The organism is Phenylobacterium sp., assembly GCF_004799515.1.
Classification (GTDB): domain Bacteria; phylum Pseudomonadota; class Alphaproteobacteria; order Caulobacterales; family Caulobacteraceae; genus Phenylobacterium.
The window spans coordinates 24,792-45,653 of sequence record NZ_SSMX01000017.1; the positions used below are offsets into that span (position 1 = coordinate 24,792).

Annotated in this window: 19 protein-coding genes and 1 tRNA gene; 11 read left to right on the top strand and 9 right to left on the bottom strand. The window is 69.0% G+C overall.

All coding sequences use genetic code 11. From position 1 onward, the window contains the following. The first annotated feature begins 227 nt into the window (after positions 1 to 227). Positions 228 to 302 (top strand) — tRNA-Thr (locus E8A49_RS07045). A 238-nt stretch (positions 303 to 540) separates the two neighbouring features. Here the strand turns inward: E8A49_RS07045 and E8A49_RS07050 are convergent. Both E8A49_RS07050 and E8A49_RS07055 read right to left on the bottom strand, forming a co-directional pair. Next, on the bottom strand, positions 541 to 1,341 hold the full coding sequence (locus tag E8A49_RS07050; protein ID WP_293378168.1) for a phosphatase PAP2 family protein: 801 nt from the start codon (positions 1,339 to 1,341) through the stop codon (positions 541 to 543). A 67-nt stretch (positions 1,342 to 1,408) separates the two neighbouring features. Beyond that, entirely contained in the window at positions 1,409 to 3,169 is a 1,761-nt protein-coding gene (locus E8A49_RS07055) for an ATP-binding protein (RefSeq protein ID WP_293378171.1), read from the bottom strand. A gap of 232 nt (positions 3,170 to 3,401) precedes the next feature. Between E8A49_RS07055 and E8A49_RS07060 the strand changes: the two genes are divergently transcribed. From E8A49_RS07060 to E8A49_RS07070, 3 genes are all read left to right on the top strand, one after another. Beyond that, positions 3,402 to 4,922 carry a carboxylesterase family protein gene (locus E8A49_RS07060; protein ID WP_293378174.1) on the top strand — a complete coding sequence of 507 codons (1,521 nt, stop codon included), beginning with the start codon at positions 3,402 to 3,404 and terminating at the stop codon, positions 4,920 to 4,922. 345 nt (positions 4,923 to 5,267) lie between these two features. After that, positions 5,268 to 6,224: a PEPxxWA-CTERM sorting domain-containing protein gene (locus tag E8A49_RS07065; protein ID WP_293378177.1), complete on the top strand. Its 957-nt coding sequence runs from the start codon at positions 5,268 to 5,270 to the stop codon at positions 6,222 to 6,224. A gap of 190 nt (positions 6,225 to 6,414) precedes the next feature. Then, a complete protein-coding gene (locus E8A49_RS07070) occupies positions 6,415 to 7,155 on the top strand; it encodes a PEPxxWA-CTERM sorting domain-containing protein (protein ID WP_293378179.1) in 741 nt (246 codons plus the stop codon). 12 nt (positions 7,156 to 7,167) lie between these two features. On the opposite strand, the gene E8A49_RS07075 is transcribed toward E8A49_RS07070, so the two are convergent. The 3 genes from E8A49_RS07075 to E8A49_RS07085 all read right to left on the bottom strand — a co-directional run bounded on the left by E8A49_RS07075 (position 7,168) and on the right by E8A49_RS07085 (position 9,851). Further along, positions 7,168 to 7,356: a hypothetical protein gene (locus E8A49_RS07075; protein ID WP_293378182.1), complete on the bottom strand. Its 189-nt coding sequence runs from the start codon at positions 7,354 to 7,356 to the stop codon at positions 7,168 to 7,170. Between the two features lie 139 nt (positions 7,357 to 7,495). Then, entirely contained in the window at positions 7,496 to 9,097 is a 1,602-nt protein-coding gene (locus E8A49_RS07080; RefSeq protein ID WP_293378184.1) for an inorganic phosphate transporter, read from the bottom strand. 142 nt (positions 9,098 to 9,239) lie between these two features. Further along, complete coding sequence (locus E8A49_RS07085) at positions 9,240 to 9,851, bottom strand: TetR/AcrR family transcriptional regulator (protein WP_293378187.1); 612 nt, start codon at positions 9,849 to 9,851, stop codon at positions 9,240 to 9,242. A gap of 37 nt (positions 9,852 to 9,888) precedes the next feature. On the opposite strand from E8A49_RS07085, the gene E8A49_RS07090 reads away from it, so the two are divergent. The 3 genes from E8A49_RS07090 to E8A49_RS07100 all read left to right on the top strand — a co-directional run bounded on the left by E8A49_RS07090 (position 9,889) and on the right by E8A49_RS07100 (position 12,995). Next, entirely contained in the window at positions 9,889 to 11,847 is a 1,959-nt protein-coding gene (locus E8A49_RS07090; protein WP_293378190.1) for a serine hydrolase, read from the top strand. Positions 11,848 to 12,061: 214 nt separating this feature from the next. Continuing rightward, the gene (locus E8A49_RS07095; protein WP_293378193.1) at positions 12,062 to 12,328 is read left to right on the top strand and encodes a hypothetical protein; all 267 of its coding nucleotides are present in this window, start codon (positions 12,062 to 12,064) and stop codon (positions 12,326 to 12,328) included. 112 nt (positions 12,329 to 12,440) lie between these two features. Beyond that, complete coding sequence (locus tag E8A49_RS07100) at positions 12,441 to 12,995, top strand: SOS response-associated peptidase family protein (RefSeq protein WP_293378196.1); 555 nt, start codon at positions 12,441 to 12,443, stop codon at positions 12,993 to 12,995. Between the two features lie 13 nt (positions 12,996 to 13,008). Here the strand turns inward: E8A49_RS07100 and E8A49_RS07105 are convergent, their stop codons facing one another. From E8A49_RS07105 to E8A49_RS07115, 3 genes are all read right to left on the bottom strand, one after another. Further along, a complete protein-coding gene (locus E8A49_RS07105) occupies positions 13,009 to 13,215 on the bottom strand; it encodes a DUF3126 family protein (RefSeq protein WP_293378241.1) in 207 nt (68 codons plus the stop codon). Between the two features lie 77 nt (positions 13,216 to 13,292). Further along, on the bottom strand, positions 13,293 to 14,123 hold the full coding sequence (gene cysE / locus E8A49_RS07110; RefSeq protein WP_293378199.1) for a serine O-acetyltransferase: 831 nt from the start codon (positions 14,121 to 14,123) through the stop codon (positions 13,293 to 13,295). Positions 14,124 to 14,152: 29 nt separating this feature from the next. Then, positions 14,153 to 14,767 (bottom strand): NUDIX hydrolase, encoded by a 615-nt coding sequence (locus E8A49_RS07115; protein ID WP_293378202.1) that lies wholly within the window; start codon positions 14,765 to 14,767, stop codon positions 14,153 to 14,155. Between the two features lie 82 nt (positions 14,768 to 14,849). Here E8A49_RS07115 and E8A49_RS07120 point away from each other — a divergent pair, with 82 nt between their 5' ends. After that, the gene (locus tag E8A49_RS07120; protein WP_293378205.1) at positions 14,850 to 15,467 is read left to right on the top strand and encodes a nitroreductase; all 618 of its coding nucleotides are present in this window, start codon (positions 14,850 to 14,852) and stop codon (positions 15,465 to 15,467) included. A 304-nt stretch (positions 15,468 to 15,771) separates the two neighbouring features. On the opposite strand, the gene queF is transcribed toward E8A49_RS07120, so the two are convergent. Further along, a complete protein-coding gene (gene queF, locus E8A49_RS07125) occupies positions 15,772 to 16,227 on the bottom strand; it encodes a preQ(1) synthase (RefSeq protein ID WP_293378208.1) in 456 nt (151 codons plus the stop codon). Positions 16,228 to 16,338: 111 nt separating this feature from the next. Here queF and E8A49_RS07130 point away from each other — a divergent pair, with 111 nt between their 5' ends. The 3 genes from E8A49_RS07130 (at position 16,339) to E8A49_RS07140 (ending at position 20,771) form a co-directional block, all read left to right on the top strand. Beyond that, on the top strand, positions 16,339 to 17,136 hold the full coding sequence (locus tag E8A49_RS07130; protein WP_293378211.1) for an SDR family NAD(P)-dependent oxidoreductase: 798 nt from the start codon (positions 16,339 to 16,341) through the stop codon (positions 17,134 to 17,136). Positions 17,137 to 17,352: 216 nt separating this feature from the next. Further along, positions 17,353 to 18,537, top strand: a complete 1,185-nt coding sequence (locus tag E8A49_RS07135; protein WP_293378214.1) for an outer membrane beta-barrel protein — start codon at positions 17,353 to 17,355, stop codon at positions 18,535 to 18,537. Between the two features lie 314 nt (positions 18,538 to 18,851). After that, positions 18,852 to 20,771 (top strand): nucleoside-diphosphate sugar epimerase/dehydratase, encoded by a 1,920-nt coding sequence (locus E8A49_RS07140; protein ID WP_293378217.1) that lies wholly within the window; start codon positions 18,852 to 18,854, stop codon positions 20,769 to 20,771. The last annotated feature ends 91 nt before the right edge of the window (positions 20,772 to 20,862 follow it).

Sequence of the window (20,862 nt, forward strand, 5' to 3'; positions counted from 1 at the left end):
CCTTGCCCGGCGCTTGTGGCTTCGCGCCCGTCTTGCGCCGCCGCAGGTTGGCGCGCAACGCTTGGGCGAGCTTGGCCTCGCGATCGCTGACGGGGTCCTTCGGCGGGCTCGGTGGTGACGTCATATCGAAGGGGTGCGGCGCTCGGTCTCCCCGGTCAAGCCTGCCCCGCGCGGATTGGGGCTTCACGCGCCCGTCGGCTTTGGCTATAGCCCCCGCCTCGCCTTTCGCCGCCGTAGCTCAGTGGTAGAGCGCATCCTTGGTAAGGCTGAGGTCCCGGGTTCGAGTCCCGGCGGCGGCACCATATTTTCAATGAGTTAGCGAAATTAATCCCCCTCGGGGGACCCGATTTAGGCGCGACGGAAGCAGGGCGGAAGCAAGATTCGGGGTGAATTCGCGCGCGAAATCGTGAATTCGCGCGACCTGCCTGAGGGTGATCGGCAGGATTCTGTAGGTGGCCAAGCCTTTCGAGGGAGCGCCCTGTCAAATTTGAGCAAGCCTGCGGGCGATAAAAGCGGAGCTAGCCGTAAAAGGCATCGCTGCTAGGCCTTTGCCATCTCCGCCAGAACCGGCTGATGCGCCACGCGCCGCCGTAGCGCCCGGTTGGCGGCGAAGACCGCCAGGGCCCAGACCGCGCCCAGGCACCAGCCGGCCAGGACGTCGGAGGGCCAGTGGACGCCGAGATAGACCCGGCTCGACCCGATCAGCACTACCAGGGCGCCGGCCGCGGCCATGATGTAGGCCCGGCCCGAGGCGCGGCGGTGGCTCTCCGCCAGCATGGCCGCCAGCGTCAGGTAAACCGCCGCGGAGATCATCGCATGCCCACTGGGGAAGCTCGCGTTGCTCACCTTCGCTAGGTGCGGCACCAGCTCCGGCCGCGGCCGCTTCAGCACCTCTTTCATCGCCGCGTTGAGGACCGAGGCGCCGAGGACCGAGGCCGCCAGCCAGGCCGCCTCGGCGCGGCGCCGCGCCAGGACCAGATAGCCCACGGTCGCCCCGCCCAGCAGCCATTGTAGGGTGAAGCCGCCCAGCGCCGACAGGTCGATCGCCGACTGGGTCATCCAAGCCGGCCCGATCGGCGTCCCGAGCTCGCCCGGCCGGCGCAGCGCCAGCAGGATCCGCTCGTCGAGCCGAAAGGCGTGGCCGTGCTCGATCTCGTCGGCCAACAGGCCCACGAAGCCGAGCGCGCTCAGGCCCGCCAGCAACAGGACCGGCCACAGCCAGCGCGCCGCCCGCGTGGTCAGCGGCGGCGCGTGGCGTTCTGCCTCGCTCTCCAGCCGTCCCAGGTCGCGGGCCGCCGCACCCAGTTGGCCCTTCGCTTTCGTCTTCGCCGTCCCGGCCAAGCCTCACCTCGCCCATGCGCCAAGCGGCGCCGTGGTCCGTGAACGCGCACAGGCGGCGAACGCTGCCTCAGGCCCGCGCCGCCTCGCCAGCTTGGGCGGCGTCGGCCGGCCCGTCCAGCTCGGCCAGCCGCAGGGCCGCATAGAGGCTGGCCGCCTCGATCGGCTTGGCCACGTGGCCGTCCATTCCCGCCGCCGCATAGTCGGCCACCTGGTGGCTCATGGCGTTTGCGGTCAGGGCCACGATGGACGTGTAGGTGCGCCCGGTCCTGGCCTCGGCCGCGCGGATCGCCCGCGTGGCGGTGGGGCCGTCCATCACCGGCATCTGCACGTCCATCAGGATCAGATCCCAGGGCTCCCGCGTCCAGGCCTCCACGGCCGCGCGGCCGTCGGACACCAGCACGGGCTGGACGCCCACCTGGGCCAGCAGAGTCTTGAGCACCAGTTGGTTGACCGCATTATCCTCCGCCGCCAGCACCCGCAGCGGCCGGACCGGCGCGTCTGTGGCTTCGGCCGCCGCCGCCCGCGCCACGGCGTCGCCGACCCGCGGCAACGGCAGCAGCACCGTGAAGGTCGACCCGTGGCCGGGCTCGCTCTCGGCGCCGATAGAGCCGCCCATCAGCTCGGCCAGCTCGCGGCAGATCGACAGTCCCAGGCCCGCGCCGCCATAGCGCCGGGTGGTCGAGGCGTCAGCCTGCTCGAACTTGGCGAACAGCCGCGACAGGGCCTCGGCCGAGATGCCGACGCCCTGATCGGCCACGCTCAACCGCACCGCGCCGCCCGCGTCGCGCGCCACGCGCACCGCGATGCGGCCGTTCTCCGTGAACTTCAGCGCATTGGAGATCAGGTTGTGCAGGATCTGGCGCACCCGTGTCGGGTCGCCGCGATAGATCCCGGCCGCGCCCTCGCCCATCTCCAGCACCACCGCCACGCCCTTGGCCTCGGCCAACGGGGCGAAGGTCTGGCGCGCGCCGGCGGCCAACTCGCCCAGGTCGAAGTCCATCGCCTCCAACTCCAGTTTGCCAGCCTCGACGCGGCTCAGGTCCAAGATGTCGTTCAGGATCGCCAGCAGGCCCTCGCCGGAGGTGCGGATCACCTCGACCTGTTCGCGCACCTGGCCGGGCAGTCGGCGCTCGGCGGCGATCGCCTGGGCCATGCCCAGCACGCCATTCAGCGGCGTGCGGATCTCGTGGCTCATGGTGGCCAGGAAGGCGCTCTTGGCCCGGCTCGCGGTCTCGGCCTCGTCACGGGCGGCGACGAGGCCGGCGTTGGCGCGCTTCAGCTGGCGCGCCTCGTGGAAGTTGACCGCGATGCTGATCACCGCGTGGCCGACCACCGCCAGCATGGTGACCTCGACCAGCGCCTGGTCGACGCCGTGGTAGTGCGGGATCAGCAGAGGCGCCAAGGCCGGCGCGGCCAGCGCCGGCAAGGCTGGGATCAGCGCCCCCATCGAGCGGCCATGGTGGGTGTCGAGATAGAGCAGGTGGCCGGCGAAGAAGGCCGCGCCCACCAGCTGGCTGGCCGCATGCGGCTGGTCCCACAGGATCGCGCCCGCCGCGCTCCAGGCCAGGGTCGCCGCCGCGTAGATCAGCATACAGAGGATAGCTTCGAGCCGGCTGAGCTTCAGGCCCCGGGCCATGGGACGGGTAATCTCGCGCAGCGGCCACTCCAGCAGGAGGACCACCATCACCCAGACGCCGGCCACTCGCCAGCCCGCGCCCAGGCCCATCACCGCCCAGATAACGCCGGCCATGAGCAGTCGAACGATGGAGAAGTGGAAGCTCCTCGCACCGGCCGCCGCAAACCGCTCGTCGAACCAGTCGTCCAGCATTCGGGCCCCAAAATCGGCGGAAACCATGGCCCGCGCTCGGCCAAGACGAGGTTAATGCTGCGCCCGAAACCTTCCGACGTCTCGCCGACGCAATCCGGCTGAACGAAATGCGGCGCAATCTAACCGCGCCTTGACCGCGCCGCCGCGCCCGGCTCAAGCTTGGCAAAACAGCCCTCGCCACCCGCGGGCGGCGGGCCATCGGCAAGTACGCGGGACATGGGGAGAACAACGCATGGCGCTTCGTCAGGCCTTCGCCGCCGCCGCGGCAGTCATTGCGCTGGTCGCGGTCGCGGCTCCGGCTGCCGCCTCCGACACTGTCAAGGTGGCGCAAGGGGCCCTGCACGGCGCCACTGTCGGCGACGTCACCAGCTTCAAGAACATCCCCTTCGCCGCGCCGCCCGTGGGCGACCTGCGCTGGCGTCCGCCGCAGCCCGCCAAACCCTGGAGCGGTGTGCGCGAGGCGGTCGACTACGGCCCGATGTGCATGCAGATGCGCCAGGTCACCGGCCAGGTGAACCAGTCCGAGGACTGCCTGCAGCTCAACGTCTGGACGCCGGCCGGCTTCAAGCCCGGCGCCAAGCTGCCGGTGATGGTCTGGATCCACGGCGGCTCGTTCACCGGCGGCTCGGGAACCATGCCGCTCTACGACGGGACCCAGTTCGCCAAGCGCGGCGTGGTGCTGGTCACCGTCAACTACCGCCTGGGCCGCCTGGGCTTCTTCGCCCATCCGGCGCTCACCGCCGAACAGCCCGGCCAGCCCCTCGCCAACTACGGTATGATGGACAACCTGGCGGCCCTGAGGTGGGTGCAGGCCAATATCGCGGCTTTTGGCGGCGACCCCAAGAACGTCACCGCCTTCGGCGAAAGCGCCGGCGGCATCCTGATCAACGACCTGATGGCCTCGCCCAAGGCGCAAGGCCTGTTCGCCAAGGCGATCTCCGAGAGCGGCTTCGGACGCATCCCCGGTCAGCCCATGGCCCAGGCCGAGACGGCGGGCGTGACCTACGCTCAGGGCCTCGGCGTCACCGCGACCGGGCCTGAGGCCATGAAGGCCCTGCGCGCGCTCAGCGCCGCCGACCTCTCCAAGCCGGCCGGCGCGGTCACGCCCATCCTCGATGGGGAGATCCTGCCGGAAGGCCCGGCCAAGGCCTTCGCCGCCGGCCGCGAGCTGAAGGTGCCTTACATCGCCGGCGGCAACAGCTGGGAGGCCAGCCTCTTCCCTGACCGCAAGCCGCTCGACACCGCCGGGCCGCTCAAGGACAAGCTGATCGCGGCCTACGGCGGCGGCGCCAATATGCAGAACGTCCAGTGGGACCTAGGCACCGAGGCCATGGTCATCGAGCCTGACCGCCTCCTCGCCCGCCTGCACGTCAAGAACGGCCAGAAGGCCTGGGTCTACTACGACAGCTACATCCCAGCCTCTCAACGCGGGACGCTGCACGGCCTGGGTCATGGCGCGGAGCTGGCCTACGTCTTTGGCACTCTGCCCGACCGCGACCGCGTCCAGGGCTCGCGCACCATTCCCGCCGCCACGCCGGCAGACCGCAAGATCAGCACAGCCATGACCGACTATTGGGCGGCCTTCGCCAAGACCGGCGATCCGGGCTCCGCCGGCGGCCCGGTCTGGCCGAGGTACGACGCCACGGACACCGTACTCGAGTTCGGCGCCGACGGCGTCGCCCCGCGGCCGGCCTTCCACAAGACCAGCCTCGATCTCGTCGAACAGGTCTCTCAGGCCGACGCCGGCCGCTGAGCGTCGCTAGCCGCGCCGCGCCACTAGCGAGGGGCGGCGCCGGCGTCTCTCAAAAAGCGCGAAGGGTCTCTAAAGCTCAAACCGCCATTGCGGTTCCCATCCAGTCGCGCTTGCGTCGCATTAAACAAATAATCGCCGCAATTCAGTTACGGACGAAACCGTGGTCAATAATCTTGAATAGTCGAGCTGGTGGAACTCGATTCTAGATAGCGAGTTTTCGCGACACTGCTGGGGATGCGGTGTTCGAATGAGAGCTGTGCTGTGTCGGATCGCATCCTTGGCCGTCGCCATGACGCCTCAAATTTCGCCCAATCCCGCCGAGAAGCCGGCCGTCTGACGGCCTGGATGTGCGGCGCGGCCGCGGTGGCGGCGCTCGCAAGTTACGCCGCCCCGGCCTCGGCCGCGACCGCCGCCAAGGCTTCGTCCGCAGCGGCCGCCGTCGCCCCCGCGGCGGTCCTCTCGGCCTCGTCCGCCGTCTGCCAAAGCGACCTCGAGATCAGCCTTCCCGCCTGGCTCTCCCATCGGCGCCGCCTCGAGGCCTCGCCCTATGCCGGACTGGCGATGACGGATGTCGCCACCCTGGCGGACTTCGCTGGCGGCCGCGGTTCGTCAGCGGCCAGATCACCGAACATCGGCCAATCGGCCAGCTTGACCTTTGCTCTGATCCTGAATGCGCCCTGCTCCAGCAAAGGCGCGTCACAATCCATCATCGACGCCGACGACGGGGCGGCCTGGCAGGTCCAGCCTCAGACGGCGACCAGCCTAACGGATGCGCACGACGACGCCGGATCCTTGCGGGTCGCCGCACCGGTCCAGGCTCAGCTGTCGCCAGCGGTCTTCACGCCCGCGGAGGCCCTGGCCTTTCCCGCCACTGCGGAAGCGCCGGTGAGCAGCCCGCTTCCGACCGACGTCTCCACAATCGGCGCGCGGCCCGCCACCGCGGCTTCGACCCTTGGCGGCGGTCAGCAAACGGCCAGCCTTGCGGCCACGGCTTTCGCGGCCGCCCCGGCGTCGGCCGGCTGGCCCGGCGCCGCCCTAGGCGCCAGCTCCAGCGGCCTCTCTGCGCCTCCGGCGGCGACGGGCGCGGCCGTTTCCGACGCGCCAAGTCCCGCCGAGCCGATCCTTGCGCCGCCGACGCCTCCGGCTGAAGCAGCGTCGGTGGCCGCTCCGCTTCCAGAGCCGTCGACCTGGGTCCTGATGCTGTTCGGCATCGGCGCGGCCGGCGCCATGCTGCGCCGTCAGGCGCGCCCCGCGCTCGCGCCGATCCGGGTGGACGCCAGACCGTCCGCGCGGCGTCGTTAATCCCGTTCGCCTGACCTGCCCGACGGCCGGCGCCTCGTGGTCGGCCGTCCTGCGCCCGGCAAGCCCCGCCGGCCGGTCGAAGACGAATAGCCCGACGGGGTCCGGATCGCGCGAGACGGGAATTCCGTTGCGGACGGCGCGCATGGAATGCCAAGCGTAGCCGGGTCGGGGTCTGTTCGGGGGGAATCAGATGCGTCGCTTCTTGGCGTCGGCCGCAGTCGCGGCGGCGTTCGGCTGGATCAGCTCACCGGCGGTCGCCGACGTCCTCTATCAAACCGTGCCCAATCTGTCGGCAGAGCCGGCCAGCAACGGCCTTTGCAGCAACTGCGACAGCCGGTTCCAAGCCTTCCAGGGCTTCACGCTCCCGACCGCTTCGGTGGTGACCTCGGTCTCGGTGGCGCTGAGCACCGTCTCAGATTTCCCAACCGGATTCTCGCTACAGATCTACGACACCGGCCCGATGGCCGCGACGGCGGGGTCGCTGATCTACGAGAAGTCGTTCAGCACGCCCGAGGTCGGTGTCTACCCCGGCGAGTTGCCCGGGACGCCGGACCCGACACCCTATCAGACGGCCATCTTCACCTTCGCCCTGCCCTCGCTGCTTCTGCAGGGCGGTCAGGACTACACAATCTCCTTCTACGGCAACGACTTTGTCCTGCCGATCTTCCGAAGCGACTCCGGGCCGGTCTATCAGGATGACGGCCCCTTATTCCCACCGAGCGTCCGCCACGAGGTGGTTCTCACTCTCCCGAACAACACCCAGGTGACCGATGTGTCCCTCGGCTTCGAGCTCGATGGCGCCGCAGCGCCGCCGCCGGGGGTTCCCGAGCCGTCCGCCTGGAGCCTGATGCTATGTGGGCTGGGCGCCGTGGGCGGCCTGCTTCGCCGGCGGCGCGCCACCCCGGCACAGGTCTTGGCGCTACAAGCCTAGGCGCCGACCTCGCTAGAGTAGGGCGTCGTTAACCAGCACCCGCCGGCTGTGCCGGGTCGGCGGCAAGGGCTGCGTCCGGTCGCGCAACAGCCGTATCGCCGCGCCCAACGACCCGATGCCGAAGATCGCCACCAGCCACAGCCAGGACTCAAGCGCCCCGACTCCGGCCGAGACCAGGGTCAGGACGAAATAGGTCGCCAAGGCTTCTCTCCACGACGCATCGGGGGCAGACATTGGCCCGCCCCCTTATGACGTCTATCCCGCCACACGCTGGCGGATGCAGGAAGTGGCGCCGAGCTGCACCGACGCGCAGCCCGGCGGTCAGTCTTAAGTCCTGACCTCAGATCAGGTGGCGCAGGATGAAGTAGAGCGAACCGGCGATCGCCATGGCGGCCGGCAGGGTCAGCACCCAGGCCATGGCGATGGAACGGATCGTCGACCACTGCAGGCCCGATCCGTTCGCCGCCATGGCACCGGCGACCCCGCTCGAGAGGATATGCGTCGTCGAGACCGGCAGGCCGTAGAGCTCGGCCATCGAGATCGTCGCCGCCGCCACCAGCTCGGCCGAGGCGCCCTGGGCGTAGGTCAGGTGCTCCTTGCCGATCTTCTCGCCGACCGTCACCACGATCCGCTTCCAGCCCACCATGGTGCCGAGGCCGAGCGCGATGGCCACCGAGATCTTCACCCAGGTTGGTATGAACCGGGTGCCGGATTCCAGACCCTTCTGGAAGGCCTTCATCGTCACGCCTTCGTCGCCGGCGAACTTGACGGTCTTCGACTTGGTCAGCACACGCAGGGCGTCGCCCGCCAGGTACATGTCGTTGCGCAGGTTCGGCGTCTCGGCGGCCGGGACCTTGCGGATGGCGCCGAAGTCGCGGACCTGCTGCTCGATATCGCCTGAGACCGTCGACAGGGCGGCATAGACCGCCGGCTGATCGAGCTTCTTGGTCTTCAGAGCGTCGCCGATCGTGGCCCGCGCTTGCGGCAGCGGCATGACCGGCTGGCCTTGGGCGTGGGCGGCGAACACCGCCTCGGCCTTGTGGGCGGTGGCGACGAAGGCCGGCGCCGTGGAGTCCGGCATGGTGCGGTTCAGCGCATAGGCGGTGGGCGCGGCGCCGATCAGGATCAGCATGATCAGGCCCATGCCCTTCTGCCCATCGTTGCCGCCGTGCGCGAAGGAGACGCTGGTGCAGGTCAGGATCAGCAGGCCACGGATCCACCAGGGCGGTGGGCTGTCGTCCTTGGGGGCCTCATAGAGCGTCCGGTTCTTGATCAGCGCCTTCATGGCCAGCAACAGCAGCGCCGAGGCGACGAAGCCCACGAAGGGGCTGAACAGCAGCGCCTGGATCACCTTGGTGGCCTGCGACCAGTCCACCCCGGAGGTCGCCTGGCCGGCCGGAGCCATCAGCTGGTTGGCCAGGCCGACGCCCATGATCGAGCCCACCAGGGCGTGCGACGAGGAGTTGGGGATGCCCAGCGCCCAGGTGCCCAGGTTCCAGATGATCGCCGCGATCAAGAGGGCGAAGATCATCGCGTAACCGGCTGTCGAACCGACCTGCAGGATGAGCTCCACCGGCAGGAGGGTGATGATGCTGTAGGCCACCGCCCCGGTGGAGACCAGCACGCCCAGGAAGTTGAAGGCGCCGGACCAGACCACCGCGACCAGCGGCGGCAGGGAGTGGGTGTAGATCACCGTCGCCACCGCGTTGGCGGTGTCGTGGAAGCCGTTGACGAACTCGAATCCGAGGGCGATCAGCAGCGCCAGCGCCAGGGTGGCGAAGACCCCGATCGCCAGCGGCTCGCCCGCCACCGAGGTGTCATGCATGACGCTCATGGCCGCATAGCCGAGCCCGGCGGCCAGCACGAGCAGGAATACGATCGCGCCTAGCGGATTGGGCCTGTTGTCGAGTTTCGGCTTGGCCGCGGCTGGGCCGCCGGGCATGGATCCTTGCGGATCAAGACTGATTGCGGCCTCAGACATAATAATGGTCCCCTCCATCCAGGCGGCAACCATGTCGTTGGCGTTCAACGGTTTCGTGACAGACTCGGCGATCGGAGGCCGGAAACCTCAGGCTGCCGCTGCGTCAATCTCGCCGCCGCCGCCGGTCGGCGCCGATCGCCAGCGCCTCGAAAGCCTGGGTCACCACCTCCTCGGTGACCTCGTCCGGCGTCCGCTCCCATTGTGACAGGAACCCTAACAGCAGGGCCTGCACGGCGAGGCTCAGCGCTCTGGGCGGCAGGGCGAGGTCGTCGCCGAAGGCCGCCTCGATCAGACCGGCCATCTCGTCGAACTGCGCCGTCTGCTGCGCCGCCTGATCCGCCCGCAGCTCCGGGTCCGTACGGATATAGCCCTGGAGTTCCAGATAGAACGCCGCCTCCCGCTCCGCCTGTGGAAGCTGTGCGAAAAACGCCTTGGCGACAGCGCGGACGGTGCCCTGGCTGTCGCCGGGGATGATCTGCGGCTGAAGGTGCAGGCGGCGCCGATCGACCGCCGCCCACATCAGCTCGCCCTTGCTGCGATAGTTGGAATAGATCGCGCCCTTGGTCACCCCGGCGCGCGCGGCCACCTCATCCAGGCTCACCGCCGCCAGGCCGCGCTCGGCGATGATCGCGGCGGTCGCCTCCACCAGGACTGCGCGCGTGCGCTGGCGCTTGGGACTGAGCTGCGGCTTGACCACATTCACAGAATATACCACGGTATAAAATACTCCAGTATCTTCTGCGAGGCGCCCGATGGCCAACCTAGCCGCCCGACTGGCCCGCCTCGCCGCGACCTTCCTTCTGCTTTTGCCATGCGTCGCCCTCGCCCAGCCCACGGCGACCGCCCCGGCGCGCCTGGCGCCGATCCAATCCATGCCGCCGGCGGAGCTCGAAGCCCTCGTCGACGCCGCTGTCCGCCAGGCCATGGACCGCGACCACATCGCCGGCGTCACCGTCGCCGTGGTCCAGGACGGCAAGGTCATCTTGAAGAAGGGCTATGGCTACGCCGACGTCGCGGCGCTCAAACCCGTCGATCCGGACCGCACTCTGTTTCGCGTCGGCTCCATCACCAAGACCTTCACCTGGCTGATGACTCTCAACGCCATCGAACATGGGCGCATGCGGCTCGACGCGCCAGTGAACGACTACCTGCCGCCAAAGGTCCGCGTCCCTGACCATCCCGGCTACCGCCAAGTCGAACTGCGTGACCTCATGACCCACACGCCGGGGTTCGAGGATTTCGTCCTGAAGGCCTTCTTCCTGCGCGACCCCGCACGGCTGCAATCCCTTGACGACGGGCTGGCGACCCAGCGGCCGGCCCGCGTGTTCCCGCCGGGCGAGGTCATGGCCTATTCCAACTATGGCGCGGCGCTCACCGGCGACGCCGTGGCGCACGCCGAGGGCCAGGCCTGGGCGGACCTTCTGGAGACCGAGATCCTGCGGCCCGCCGGCATGGACCGGACCACCGGCCGGGAAATCTATCCGCCGCGGCCCGGCCTGCCCGCGCCGATGCCCCCCGCGCTGCAGCCGGACATGTCGCGCCCCTATCATTGGGCCGGCCTCGGTTTCGCCGCCGATCCCTTCGAACTGGTCGGCCGCTTCGCGCCGGCCGGCGCGATCTCCAGCACCGCCGGCGACATGGCCCGCTACATGACCTTGCTGCTGGCCGGCGGCGTGATTGACGGACACACCATCTACGGCCCCGGAACGGCCCAGGCGATCCGGATGCCCATGCGGACCTATCCCGGCGACGAGTCCGCCATCGACGGCGGCTTCTTCCAGAACACCCTCGGCGATGGCCTCCTCACCTATGGCCACAACGGCGCGACCATCGACTTTCATTCGGACCTGGTGCTGGTCCCGGCCCTGCGCCTGGGCGTCTTCGTCGCGGGCAACACCGAAAGCGCCGAGGTTCTGACTCAGTCCCTTCCCGGCCTCATCGTCCGCCGCTTCTACCAGGCGCAGCACCCGCCCCTGCCGCCACAACCCAGCCTCCTCAGCGAAGCCGCGACCTATCAGGGCGAGTACAGCCCGGCTCGACGGCCTTTCCACGGTCTGCAGGCCTTCGCCCTGGCCTTCCGCGGATCGTCCGTCTCCGTCGCCGCCCCGGGCTACCTGGTCCTCGACGGCGAGCGTTTCGTTCTCGCGGGCCCGCCCGGGCTTTTCCAGGACGTCGACAACCCGCACATCAAGCTGCGGGCGGTTATCGACCACGGCCGCGCCACAAAGCTTGTATTGGACGGCGGCGAGCTTTGGGGACGCGATGTGCTGCACGAGAACCGTACTCTCGGACTGGCCGCGTTGGTCAGCGCGCTTGTCGCGATCGGCGTGTTGTTCGGCCTGCTGAGCCCCGCCCGCTGGCGGTCGCAGCAGACCACGGTCCAGCGGATAGCCGGCGCCTTGCGCGCGCCCATCGCGGTCTTGCTGCTGCTGGCGCCCGTCCTCTTTATCCTCAAGCTGCAGGCCGCCTTGAACGATCAGAACAGCGTCGTCTACGGTTGGCCTCAGCCCTCGGTCCTGCTGGCGTCCATTAGCGGCCTGATCGCCGCCGTCCTCAGCGCAACCGTCGCGGCTCTGACCCCCTTCACCTGGCTGGGTTCCGGCGGCTGGGGGCTCTGGCGCAAGATCCGCTTCACGGCCACGGTCCTGGTCTTCGCGGGCTTCAGCGCCCTTCTGGCCCTGCTGGGGGCGCTCCAGCCCTGGAATCCCTAGACGATCTCCGGTAGCGTCGGGGTCGCCGTCCCCCTTCTTTCCAGGCCCCGGGCGCGCCCGCCCCGTAAGCAGGTGCTCAACGCAACTTCGCCTGCGCGGGCAACCTCCGTCGCCCTTTGACGTTCACCATAAATCGCGGCCGACGCGAAACCTACAACTTGACCTTGCGTCCTTGCGGCGGCCAGCTGCACGCGGAATGAGGGAATCATTCGGAATGATAGCGCTATGGTCGTGGCTCGGTTGGGCCGAGACGCCGCATTCGCTGTCCGCGTCCGCCGCCGCGCGGCGGCTCCTCGCCGACATCCTCGCCTGGGGCGGGGAAATCCACGTCGGTGACGATCGCCTCTCCGGCCGCGAACTCGCCTTCACCGAAACCGACGACCTCGGACTGATCCGCGCCATGGACGGCGGCTGGGGATACGAGAAGGAGGGCTGGTTCGCCCTCACCCGCCGCGGACGCCAAATGGCGAACGCGCTCTAAAAGCCTCCCCCGCGCATCGACGCGCGCTATCTGCCCCGCCTTACAGGGTGGCAGCCGGCTGGGCGGTCCGCCGCGACGGCCCTCCGGGTTCCCCGGGTCGTAGTCCTGAGCGATGTGCAATGAATTCCGCAATCGCCAGCCCCTCGACACCTTGGTCGAAGAATTTTCCAAGCTGACCCTGCCGATCCACTGGGCCGGCGGCGCGCCGAACCCCGAGCCGCGCGACTCCATCCGGCCCGCCGATCCCGCGCCCATCCTGGTCGGCGCGCCGGGCGGGGTCGAGCTGAAACAACTGCGCTGGGGTTTCCCGAATCCACACAAAGGTGGGCCGATCATCAACTTCCGCTCCGATGGCCGCCGCTTCCCGGCCGGCCGCTGCCTGGTCCCAGCCGACGGCTTCTACGAGTTCACGGGCTCGAGACCGCCAAAGTCCAAATGGCTGTTCACCGCCGCCGACGCCGAGCTGTTCTGCATCGCCGGCCTTGTGCGCGATGACAGGCTCACCCTGCTGACCATGCCTCCTGGCCCGGACATCGCGGACTTCCACGACCGGCAGATCGTCATCCTGCCGCGCGGCCAGTGGGCGCAGTGGCTCGACACGAGCCAGCCGCAGCCCGTCTTCCAGCCCTTGCCGGCCGGCAGCCTGAATGTCGTGCGGATCCGCTAGCGGCGCGCGCGCTCTACGGCAGGTCTTCCGCCAGGATCGCCATCTCGAACATGAACGAGCCGTCGCCGTCCTCGTCCTCGAAGACCACGCCCACGAACTCCTCGCCGATATAGACCTCGGCGGAATCCTTCTGCTTCGGGCGCGGCGTCAGGGTGATGCGGGCGTTGGCGAAGGTTCCCCGCAGGTGGCCTTCGATCTTCCGGATCATTCTCTCGTCCAGCACGCCAACACTCCTTCGGTCCATGAGGCGGCGCGAACCTAGCCGCTTGTCGCGGTTCGGAAAACCCGCCGCGGACCTTAGATGACGTAGTCGTAGACGGTTTCCGCCAGCGTGTGGTCCATGCTCTTGGCGGGTTCGTCGCAGGTAGGGCAGTTGACCAGCCGCGCCGGCACGCCCGCCGCGGTGCAGCCCGCCGGCACCGGCTTCAGCACCACAGAGCCCGAGGCGATCTTGGCGTAGTCGCCGATCGTGATGTTGCCCAGCACCTTGGCGCCCGCGCCCAGCAGCACGCCCTTGCCGATCTTCGGATGCCGGTCGCCGCGCTCGGCCCCCGTGCCGCCGAGCGTTACGCCCTGCAGCATGGAGACGTCGTCGCCGATCACCGCAGTCTCGCCGATGACGATGCCGGTGCCGTGGTCGACGAACACCCCGCGCCCGATGCGGGTCGCCGGATGGATGTCCACCTGGAAGAGTTCGCTCATCCGGCTCTGCAGATAGAGCGCCAGGGTCTCTCGGCCTTCGCCCCACAGCCAGTGGGCCACCCGCTGGGTCTGCAGGGCGGCGAAACCCTTGAAGAACAGGAACGGCTGGACATAGCCCTTGCAGGCCGGGTCGCGCTCGAACACGGCGCGCAGGTCGGCCTCGGCGATCTCCACCAGGCCCGGGTCGCTCTCATAGGCGTCTTCCGCGATCTCGCGGATGCTCATGGCGCGCAGCTCCTGGTCGCCCAGCTTGCGGGCGAGCTGGTAGGACAGCGCCCCGCCCAGCGTCTTGTGGTTCAGGATCACCGCCGCGAGCAGGCTGGCGAGCGCCGACTCCTTCTGCGCCGCAGCCTCGGCTTCATTGCGCAGGGCCGCCCAGACCGGCGGACTGGCCAGGTCGACGACTTCCAGGCGTTGCTGGCTCATCTGGTCCTCCCGCCGCATCGGGCGTCTCCTCATCCTAGCATGGGGCGCGCCAACGCGCCCGGCAAAGACCCCTCGACAGCCATATGGTGGCCGCGGAGCAACATCGCCACCGTCAGCATATCGGGCAGATGCCCGGCCATCGCCGCATCCAGCGCCTCGCGGAACGGCACGCGGGCCAGCGCGATGGCCTCGGTCTCGTCCGCCGCGTGGCCGCTGACAGCCGCGCTCAGGCCGGTCGCCAGGTAGCCGATCATCCGCTCGTCGGTGACCGAGTTGGAGAGCTGGGTGCGCAGGATTTCGCGCCAGTCGGCGGCGGCCAGGCCGGTTTCCTCGGCCAGCTCGCGTTTCGCGCCCTCCAGCGGGTCCTCGTCCAGCGGCGCGCCGCCCTCCGGCAACTCCCAACTGTAGTCGCCCAAAGGAAAGCGGTGCTGGCCTACCAGGGTGACCGTTCCGTCGTCATGGATCGGCAGGATCGCCACCGCCAGGTTCTTGAAACGCACTAGGCCATAGGGCGACGGCCGTCCGGTGGGCGCGATCGCCGTCTGCTCGGTCACCCGAATCCAGCCGCTCTCGAAGGCCAGGCGCTCGGTCCCCGGTGTCCAGGGTTGGCCATGCGGGCGCAGCCAGGCAGGTTTGTCGGTCATGGCTCGGCCCTCGCCTTGCGGTGCGCGCTGACGCCCCCATAAAGGAGACGCCCGTCGCAGTCCTTACCCAAGAGGCGCCTTCTTGACCGTCGTCCTGCCGCCCGCCCCGGAATTCGGCGCGCCTGTCCCGCAGGCGTCCGCACCCGAGGTGCTGCGCTTCCTCGCCACCCGCCGTTCGCCGTCGGCCATCACCCTGGCGGAGCCGGCGCCCGATGCGGACGAGCTCGACATGCTGCTGCGCCTGGCCACGCGGGCGCCCGACCACGGCAAGCTCGCGCCCTGGCGCTTCGTCGTTCTGCGGGACGAGGCCAAGGCCGCCTTCGCCGCCCGGCTGGAGGCGCTCGCCCTGACCCGCAACGACGCGCAGGCCGCGGCCAAGCTCGGCAAGCTGAAGGTCCCGCCGCTCTGCGTGGCGGTGATTTCCTCGCCCAAGCCCGCCGCGATTCCTGAGTGGGAGCAGCGCCTCTCGGCCGGCGCGGTGTGCACCACCCTGCTCTTGGCGACCCTGGCCCTGGGCTATGGCGCCAACTGGATCACCGACTGGTACGCCTACGACGAAGAGGCGACCGCCATCCTAGGCCTCTCCGGTGAGGAGAAGGTGGCCGGCTTCCTGCTGATGGGCTCCATGCGCGAGCCGCCGCTGGAGCGGGAGCGCCCGGACCTGGCGCCCCTGGTCAGCCGCTGGGGCGACGGCGGCTAGCGCCCAGAAACACAACGGCCGGACGGCGCGGGGCGCCGTCCGGCCAGAAGTGACACGCCCGAGGAGAGTTTGGGCGCGTTTTTATAAGATGGATCAAGGGGTTTGGGAAGCCCGAACCGGGGCGTCCTAGAGCAGGCGCGGCTTTTCCCCTCAGAGGAGAAATGCTCGCCCGAAGTCGTCATATCGGCGAGATCAAACGCCGGCCAAAATCTCTACCGTCACCACAAGCAACCGCAACCGTCTCTACAAGTAATGGTTGCCGTGTAGTCGCCCAGAGTCCCAGCGGGACTTCTGATCCTGGCCCTCAGCCGCGGCCGCGATAAGGCGCCACGCCCTGGTCGGGCAGCCACAGGCCTTCCGGCGCCGGGCCGCTTTGCCAGAAGACATCTATCGGGATGCCGCCGCGCGGGAACCAATAGCCGCCGATCCGCAGCCAGCGCGGCTCCGCCGTCGCGACAATCCGCCGCCCTATGGCCACGGTGCAGTCCTCGTGGAACGCGCCGTGGCTGCGGAACGAGGCAAGATAGAGCTTCAGCGACTTCGATTCGATCAGCCAGTCGCCCGGGGCGTAGTCGATCACCAGGTGGGCGAAGTCCGGCTGCCCAGTTACCGGGCAAAGCGAGGTAAACTCCGGCGCCGTGAAGCGGGCCAGGTAGAGCGTGTCGGCCTGCGGGTTGGGCACGCGCTCCAGCACGGCTGCGTCGGGGCTGGCGAAGCCTCGCACCTCGCGGCCCAGCTGGGTCAGGTGGGTGTCGTCCATGCCGGCGGCTTTAGACCCCGGCTCGCCACCCCGCAACCGAGACAGGCCCGCCGCCAGCGGCTATCAGGATCGGCAAAACGCCAGATGAGCAAACACCAGGGAGACGCAGCGATGGCCGGGGCTTGTGAGGACTTCGTGGTGGTGGTGACCGGCGCATCGACCGGCCTGGGCCGCGCGATCGCCGTCGAGACCGCCCGTCAGGGAGCCAAGGCCGTGGTGGTCAACTACGCCCGCAGCGCCGAGGAAGCGCAGGACACCGCCCGCCTCGTCGAGGCCGAAGGCGCCAAGGCCGTGCTGGTCCAAGGGGACGTGGCCGACGATGCGGATTGCCGGAAGATCGCCGCGGCCGCCGAGGCCTTCGGCCGCGTGGACGCCCTGTTCAACAACGCCGGCACGACCCGCTTCGCCAGCCACGCCGACCTGGACGCGGTGTCAGCCCAGGACTTCCTCGAGCTCTACGCGGTGAACGTCGTGGGCGCCTACCAGATGGTGCGCGCCTGCCGCGCGCTGCTGGAAGCCGCGCCGCAGCCCGGCGCGGTGGTCAACACCGCCTCCATCGCCGGCGTCACCGGCATCGGCTCGTCGGTGCCCTACGCGGCCTCCAAGGGCGCGCTGACCACCATGACGCTGTCGTTGGCCCGCGCCCTCGCGCCGAAGATCCGGGTCAACGCGGTCTGCCCGGGCTTCATCGACACGCCCTGGTTCGGCAAGGGCCTGGGCGAGGCCGCCGCCGACCGCATCCGCGCCAACGCCGCGGCCAGCACGCCCTTGAAGGCGGCGTCCACACCGGACGACATCGCCGCCTCGACCGTCTTCCTGGCCTCGCGCGCCTCACGCCATGTCACCGGCGAGACCCTGCTGGTCGATGCGGGCACACACCTCGGCTACGCCGCCCAGGTGGCCCGCTGAGGATCGCCTGAGCTCGGCCTATATGCGTCCTTGATGGCCTCGGGCGCCCAAAAGAGCGGCGCCCATATCCCGTTGCGCTCAAACATCGATCAGCGTTGGGAAGCTCCGCCGTGCCGGGTCTGCGAACATTGATCCGAGGGGACGGCCCGCGAGGATGTCCGCGCACGGTCGGATCCGGTGAACCCGGACGGTAAGGCCGAGACAAGGGGATAAGACATGATCAACCGACTAGCCGCCCTGACCGGTGTGGCGACCCTGGCCCTCGGGGCCGCCGGAGCCGCCTACGCCGACGACACCCCGCCGGCCGCCGCAGCGGCTGCGGCGCCGGCCGGACCGACCGCGCTTTCGTCGCCGTCCATGTCCGCCTCGCTGTCCTCCAACGCCGACCCGCTCAACATGGACTGGGGCCCGCTGGGCAAGATTTATGTCAGCGGCCAGCTCAGCGGCTTCGGCTCGGTGGAGACGGCCCATGGCGGCACCGATCAGCGCAAGGCGGACATCTCCAACGCCCAGATCGAGATCCAGAAGACCGACGGCATCTTCCAGTTCTACGTCCAGGCGGGCGTCTACGACATCCCGTCGCTGGGCACGCCGATCCTGGCCTCGCCGCGCTACACCGAGAGCACCTTCCGATACGTGCCGGTGGCCTATGTGAAGATCGCGCCCAACGCCGACTTCAACATCGAGCTGGGCGAGCTGCCGACCCTGATCGGAGCGGAATACACCTTCAGCTTCCAGAACCTGAACATCAACCGAGGCCTGCTGTGGAACCAGGAGCCGGCGATCAGCCGCGGCGTGCAGGTGAACTACACCCATGGGCCGCTGGCGATCTCCGGCTCGCTGAACGACGGCTACTTCTCCAATCATTACAGCACGCTGTCGGGCCTGGTGACCTATACGGCCACCATGAAGGACACCTTCGCGGTGGCGGGCTCGGGCAACCTGGACAAGACCGACCGTTCCAGCTTCGTCACCCCGATCGCCCAGAACAACGGCTCGGTCTGGAACGTCATGTACACCCACACGGACGGGCCGTGGATGATCAACCCGTACCTTCAGTACACCACGACGCCCAAGGAGGTGTCTTTCGGCCTGCCGAGCTCGGGGTCCACCTTCGGCGCGGCGGTGCTGGGCAAATACGCGTTCAACTCCATGTTCAACCTGGCCGGGCGGGTGGAGTACATCTCCTCCTCGGGCTCGAGCGTGAACCTGCTCTACGGTCCCAAGAGCGACGCCTGGTCCTTCACCATCACGCCCACCGTCCAGTTCAAGACCTACTTCGTTCGCGCCGAGCTGGCCTATGTGAACGTCGACAAGGGGACCAAGGGCTTCGAGTTCGGCGTCTTCGGCAACAAGGACGAGCAGTCCCGCGCCATGATCGAAACCGGGGTGCTGTTCTGAGCCTCTGAGGTCTGACCGGGTCGCGGCCCCTCCTCTCAAGGCCGCCACCTCGACCGTCGCTGCGCGTCCTTTGGGGGCGACGCCGCGGGGGCGGTCCTGGCAAGCCGCCGTCCTCCCAGGAGGGCGGCGGCTTTTCCATTGCGCAACAGAGTGCGCCTTTCTATGGTCCCGGCCCTTCGCGGCTGTGCATAGAATGTGCGCACCCTGCAACATGACGCCCGGGAATTCCGGAACCGGTGGGTTTCGGTGGACGATCATCCCCTCGTGTCTATGTTGACGATTCGCAGAGTTACGGAGTGCGGCGCATGGAGCGGATGGCCTTTCGAGCCCAGACGATCGTCGCCGATGTGGTCCTGGCCGCCGTAGCCTTCGTCCTCGCCTGGTCCGTCGCCTACTCGGCCGCCCCGTCGCTGGACGTGGTCACCAGCCTGCCCTCGCTCAACCTGGTGCAGCTGACGGTGCTCTACACCGTCCTGGCGGGCAGCTTCACCATGCTGTTCCGCCGGGAGCTTTCGCCCTGGCGCTACACCTCCATTCCGGACGCCCTGGTGCTGGCGCGGATCGCCGTGCTCACCGTCAGCGTCTTCCTGATCTGGGTCTTCATCATCGACCGGGGTCGCGGCCTCTTCCGTTCAACCTTGTTCCTCGCGCCTCTGTTCCAGATGGCCGGCTCCATGGGCGTGCGCATCCTGCGCCGCGCCCTGCACGAGCATGCGCTGGAGTCCTTCTCGCCGCTCAAGGCCGACCGGATGACCCAGTCGCCGTCGCTGCTGCTGATCGGCCCGCCCGCCCAGGCCGACACCTATCTGCGCGACATGGCCCGCAGCCACGACCGCTCCTACACGCCAGTGGGCATCGTCGGCACCGACGCGCGTGACGTGGGCCAGCAGGTGCGCGGCGTTTGCATCATCGAGAGCCTGGAGAACCTCGACGAGGCCCTGGCCGACCTGCGCCGCTGGAACCGCTATCCGCGCGCTATCCTGTTCCTGGAAGAGCCGGGCCGCCTGAAGGGGCTGACGGCCAACCAGCTCGGCCGGCTGAAGACCGACGGCATCCGTCTCCTGCGCCTGCCCTCCATCGTCGAGCTGGCGCAGCACGACGGCGTCACCCTGCTCCCGATCCGTGAGATCAACATCGAGGAGCTCCTGACTCGCGAGCCGATCCAGCTCGACCGCCAGGCGGTGGGCGACCTGATCCGCGGCCGGCGCGTGCTGGTCACCGGCGCGGGCGGCTCCATCGGCTCGGAGCTCTGCCGCCAGGTCGCGGCCTTCCAGTGCTCGCGCCTGACCCTGGTCGACTATTCCGAAGCCGCCCTCTTCCAGATCGAGCGGGAGATGGCCGAGGACTTCCCGCAAGCGCCGGTCAAGGCCGTGCTCTGCGACGTCCGCAATGCCCGGCGCCTGAACGCCGTCTTCAAGGACGAGGCGCCGGACCTGGTCTTCCACGCCGCGGCGCTGAAGCACGTGCCACTGGTGGAGAGCCACCCTTGCGAGGGCGTGCTGACCAATATCATCGGCACCTGGAATGTCGCCGAGGCCTCAAAAGCCTGCCGCGCCGCCCAGATGGTGCTGATCTCCACCGACAAGGCGGTCGACCCCACCAACGTCATGGGCGCCACCAAGCGGCTTGCCGAGACCCTGATTCAGTCGGAGCAGTCGATCGGCGCCGGCACGCGCTTCTCGGTGGTGCGGTTCGGCAATGTGCTGGGCTCGGCCGGCTCTGTGGTGCCGATCTTCACCTCGCAGATCGAGCGTGGCGGCCCGGTGACGGTGACCGATCCGGACATGGAACGGTTCTTCATGACCATTCCGGAGGCCGCCCAGCTGGTGCTGCACGCCACGGCCACCAGCGCCGACGGCCCGGGCCGCGAGGCCCGGCTGTTCGTGCTGGAGATGGGCGCGCCCGTGCGGATCATGGACCTGGCCCGCCAGATGATCGCGCTCTCCGGCCACCGGGACATCGAGATCAAGATCACCGGCCTGCGTCCCGGCGAGAAGCTGACCGAGGCCCTGCTCGACGACATGGAGCGCTCCCTGCCCTGCGCGCCCAGCGTCATGGAGGTGGTGTCGGACTCGGCCCTACGCCTGACGACCGACCACATCCGCCATCTCGAGACCCTGGCCACGGCTGGCGAGGACGGCGAACTGCGCCGCGCCCTCTTCGACCTGATCGCCCAGATCCGCAGCGAACGCGTGGCCGGCGCCCCGAACCTGCGGGTGGTGGCGAACGCCTGAGGCGGCTCCGCCGCCCAGCCAGCTACCATTCCGGACACGAAAAAGGGGCCGCGGCGATCCCGCGGCCCTTGGCTTTTGCTTCAGTCTCGAC

Coding starts and splice junctions, on each gene's coding strand:
- E8A49_RS07095 (WP_293378193.1), top strand. CDS start 12,062: ATGATAGCGCTATGGTCGTGGCTCGGTTGGGCCGAGACGCCGCATTCG.
- E8A49_RS07070 (WP_293378179.1), top strand. CDS start 6,415: ATGCGTCGCTTCTTGGCGTCGGCCGCAGTCGCGGCGGCGTTCGGCTGG.
- E8A49_RS07055 (WP_293378171.1), bottom strand. CDS start 3,169: ATGCTGGACGACTGGTTCGACGAGCGGTTTGCGGCGGCCGGTGCGAGG.
- E8A49_RS07090 (WP_293378190.1), top strand. CDS start 9,889: ATGGCCAACCTAGCCGCCCGACTGGCCCGCCTCGCCGCGACCTTCCTT.
- queF (WP_293378208.1), bottom strand. CDS start 16,227: ATGGACGACACCCACCTGACCCAGCTGGGCCGCGAGGTGCGAGGCTTC.
- E8A49_RS07115 (WP_293378202.1), bottom strand. CDS start 14,767: ATGACCGACAAACCTGCCTGGCTGCGCCCGCATGGCCAACCCTGGACA.
- E8A49_RS07130 (WP_293378211.1), top strand. CDS start 16,339: ATGGCCGGGGCTTGTGAGGACTTCGTGGTGGTGGTGACCGGCGCATCG.
- E8A49_RS07065 (WP_293378177.1), top strand. CDS start 5,268: ATGTGCGGCGCGGCCGCGGTGGCGGCGCTCGCAAGTTACGCCGCCCCG.
- cysE (WP_293378199.1), bottom strand. CDS start 14,123: ATGAGCCAGCAACGCCTGGAAGTCGTCGACCTGGCCAGTCCGCCGGTC.
- E8A49_RS07135 (WP_293378214.1), top strand. CDS start 17,353: ATGATCAACCGACTAGCCGCCCTGACCGGTGTGGCGACCCTGGCCCTC.
- E8A49_RS07140 (WP_293378217.1), top strand. CDS start 18,852: ATGGCCTTTCGAGCCCAGACGATCGTCGCCGATGTGGTCCTGGCCGCC.
- E8A49_RS07100 (WP_293378196.1), top strand. CDS start 12,441: ATGTGCAATGAATTCCGCAATCGCCAGCCCCTCGACACCTTGGTCGAA.
- E8A49_RS07060 (WP_293378174.1), top strand. CDS start 3,402: ATGGCGCTTCGTCAGGCCTTCGCCGCCGCCGCGGCAGTCATTGCGCTG.
- E8A49_RS07080 (WP_293378184.1), bottom strand. CDS start 9,097: ATGCCCGGCGGCCCAGCCGCGGCCAAGCCGAAACTCGACAACAGGCCC.